General features: G+C 47.1%; 3 protein-coding genes and 1 pseudogene. 2 read left to right on the forward strand and 2 right to left on the reverse strand.

Annotation, left to right across the window (positions count from 1 at the left end; translation table 11 throughout):
* Positions 1–102 (forward strand): annotated as a pseudogene (locus B7X71_RS13765) (UTP--glucose-1-phosphate uridylyltransferase); the annotation flags it as partial.
* Between the two features lie 111 nt (positions 103–213).
* On the opposite strand, the gene B7X71_RS13770 reads toward B7X71_RS13765, so the two are convergent.
* On the reverse strand, positions 214–441 hold the full coding sequence (locus B7X71_RS13770) for a sulfurtransferase TusA family protein (RefSeq protein WP_293601036.1): 228 nt from the start codon (positions 439–441) through the stop codon (positions 214–216).
* Positions 442–449: 8 nt separating this feature from the next.
* Positions 450–3,074, reverse strand: a complete 2,625-nt coding sequence (alaS, locus tag B7X71_RS13775; protein WP_293601034.1) for an alanine--tRNA ligase — start codon at positions 3,072–3,074, stop codon at positions 450–452.
* Positions 3,075–3,197: 123 nt separating this feature from the next.
* On the opposite strand from alaS, the gene B7X71_RS13780 reads away from it, so the two are divergent.
* Positions 3,198–3,612, forward strand: a 415-nt coding sequence (locus tag B7X71_RS13780) for a tripartite tricarboxylate transporter TctB family protein (RefSeq protein ID WP_293601035.1), incomplete at its 3' end; no start/stop codon positions are given.

Here is a 3,612-nt window from a genome sequence, read left to right on the forward strand (position 1 = left end):
TTTAAGCTAGGCTACCTTAAAGCTTCTGTTGAATTTGCATTACGCCATCCAGAGGTGAGTACTGAGTTTGCGGCGTATTTAAAAGGCCGCTCTTTAATTTAGGCTCAAGTTCATCTTGGGCAGATTTAAATTCTGCGGGATAAAAGCAAAAAAGGCAGAAATCACTTTCTGCCTTTTTCTTTGATGCTGAGAGTTTTGGACGTTTAAAGCACCCTATCTTCTTTTGAGGAAGAAAACCAAAACATCACCCTCAGTTGTGCTGGAAAGCAGTTCATTGCCAGTCTGTTTTGCAAAGGCAGGAAAGTCATTTGCCGCACCTGAGTCGGTAGCCTTGACCTTCAGGACTTGGCCAGATTGCATTGTGGCTAAAGCCTTCTTGGTACGTAAGATCGGCAAGGGGCAATTCATGCCAATGGCATCGACTTCGAGATTAAATTCAATAGGATTACTCACTTAGAGGCCACCCAATCTTTCACACCAGCTAATGCCGCACCCAACTTACTTGGGTCAGTACCACCAGCCATCGCCATCTCTGGTTTGCCACCGCCCTTGCCACCAACTTGCTGGGCAACAAAGTTCACCAAGTCACCCGCTTTCACTTTAGCAATCGAATCTGCAGTCACACCAGCAATTAAGCTCACCTTATCACCCTGGACGGAAGCCAAAACAATGGCGGCTGTTTTCAATTTGGCTTTTAAGGCATCCATGGTTTCGCGAAGTACTTGAGCGTCTGCACCATCTAAGCGAGCTGCTAAGACTTTGATGCCGTTGACATCAATTGCTTGTGTCGCTAATTCGTCACCTTGGCTTGCGGCAAGCTTAGAGTTCACCTTATCCAACTCACGTTCAGCTTGACGCAGGCTTTCTTGGAGTTGAGCAACACGATTTACCAAATCACCTGGATGGGTTTTTAAGATTGTTGCAGCTTCGTTGATCTTGTCTTCCATGCCTTGCAAGAAATTCAAAGCATTTCTACCGGTGACCGCCTCAACACGACGAATGCCAGCAGCAACACCTCCCTCAGAAACAATCTTCAAACTACCGATATCTCCAGTGCGGCCCACGTGAGTGCCTCCACAGAGCTCTTTAGAACTACCAATTTCTAGAACGCGAACTTCGTCACCATACTTCTCACCAAAGAGCATCATGGCACCAGTTTTCTGCGCATCATCCAAAGACATCACTTTTCCGGAAGTTGCGGTATTAGCCAAGATCTCAGCATTCACGATATCTTCTACCCGACGAATTTCTGCTGCAGTAATGGGTGCGTTATGAGTAAAGTCAAAACGAGTTTTACTAGCATCGACCAAAGAACCCTTTTGCTGCACATGATCACCTAAGACCTCACGCAATGCTTTATGCAAAATATGCGTAGCACTGTGGTTACGCATCGTTTCAGTTCTTTGCTGGACATCTACCAAGGCGTTGATTGAATCGCCCACCTTGAGCTCGCCCTCTTGCACTTCACCTTGATGACCAAACACATCAGCCTGAATCTTGAAAGTATCTTCAACTGCAAAACGTACTGCCTCATTACGTAGCTCACCCTGATCTCCAACCTGTCCACCAGATTCAGCATAGAAAGGGGTGTGATCTAAAACGATTACTGCAGTATCGCCAGCTTTAACAGACTGCACGGCCGAGCCATCAACGTAGAGTGCCGTTACTTTGGCGCCCTCATGTTTCAGGGTGTCATAGCCATGAAACTGAGTTGGTTTGCCGGAGTACTCCAAACCTTGGGCCACTTTGAACTTGCCAGCCGCTCTTGCTTGATCGCGCTGCTTTTGCATCGCCAACTCAAAGCCTTCCGCATCAACCGAAACACCGCGCTCACGACACACATCGGCAGTCAAATCCAATGGGAAGCCAAACGTATCGTGCAAACGGAAAGCAGTTTCGCCATCAACGGTCTTAGCACCACCAACAAGCGCGCTCTCCAGAATCTCCATACCGTTAGCGATTGTCTGAAAGAAGCGCTCTTCTTCCTGCTTAATCACATCACTGACTTTATCTTTTGCAGCTTGTAACTCTGGATATGAAAGGCCCATCTCTTTTACGAGGGCAGGAACAAGTTGATAGAAAAACGGTTTGCGCGCACCCAACTTATAACCATGACGAATTGCACGGCGCGTAATACGGCGCAGGACATAGCCGCGCCCAGCATTACCTGGGATCACACCATCCACCACAATAAAGCTACATGCACGAATATGGTCTGCAATCACCTTAAGCGAAGGACTGTCAATATCGCAGTTCGCGCCACCAGCTGCATCAACCGCTTCTTTAGCAGCCTTGAGCAAATTCACAAAGAGATCAATCTCATAATTGGAATGCACTTGCTGCAATACTGCAGCGATACGCTCCAAGCCCATGCCAGTATCAACACTAGGCTTAGGCAAGAGATGCATGTTGCCCGCTTCGTCGCGGTTGAACTGCATGAACACGTTATTCCAGATCTCAATATAGCGATCACCATCCTCATCAGGACTTCCTGGAGGCCCGCCAGCAATGTGTGGGCCGTGGTCATAGAAGATTTCAGTGCAAGGTCCACATGGTCCGGTGTCGCCCATCATCCAGAAATTATCTGAAGCGTAACGTGCCCCCTTGTTATCGCCGATGCGAATAATGCGCTCAGCTGGCACACCAATTTGCTTGTTCCAAATCTCATAAGCCTCGTCATCTTCCGCGTAAACAGTCACGAGTAGCTTTTCTGCGGGAAGTTTAAAAACTTCAGTGAGCAATTCCCAGGCAAATTGAATTGCATCCTTCTTAAAGTAATCTCCAAAAGAGAAGTTACCCAGCATTTCAAAAAAGGTGTGATGACGGGCTGTGTAGCCAACGTTATCCAAGTCATTGTGCTTGCCACCCGCACGGATACATTTTTGAGCAGTGGTTGCGCGGTTATAAGGACGCTTATCAAAACCCAAAAAGACATCCTTAAACTGATTCATCCCCGCATTCGTGAATAGCAGAGTTGGGTCATCCCCTGGCACTACCGGACTGGAGGGGACAATTTGATGGCCTTTTTTGGCGAAGTAGTCCAGGTAGGCCTGGCGAATTTGGGAGACTTTCATGCTAATAATTATCGCATTGGCACTAGTCGGGGGCAAACCCTAGGCAAACCCCCTCAATCCTGCCTTACAATCCCATAACATTAATAAATAGATCGACCTTTAAGTCGATATAAGGAGCTCAAGTTGAAAATTCGCAATCAAAGGGATTTTGGCGCCGGAATCATGTATATGGTTATCGGCCTTTTCTTTGCAGGTATTGCCACCACCTATTCTTTGGGCACTGCGGCCAAAATGGGTCCTGGATACTTCCCGCTGGCCCTCGGAATACTCATGTTTTTACTGGGCTTACTCGTACTTGTTACCTCATTGAGAGCTAGCGCAGCCATCGATCAAATCCCTCAATTCAACTGGCGAGTGATAGGCATTATTACTGGATCAATTTGTCTTTTTGGCATTTTGCTGCCAACTATGGGAGTTCTGGTGGCTATTTTTGGCCTTGTTTTTGCATCTTCAACGGCAAGTAAGGAATTTAGCTGGAAAGCAGCTACCCTAAATTCCATTGTGCTGATGGTGTTTACTTATCTGGTGTTTATCGTTG

Source organism: Polynucleobacter sp. 39-46-10 (genome assembly GCF_002282275.1).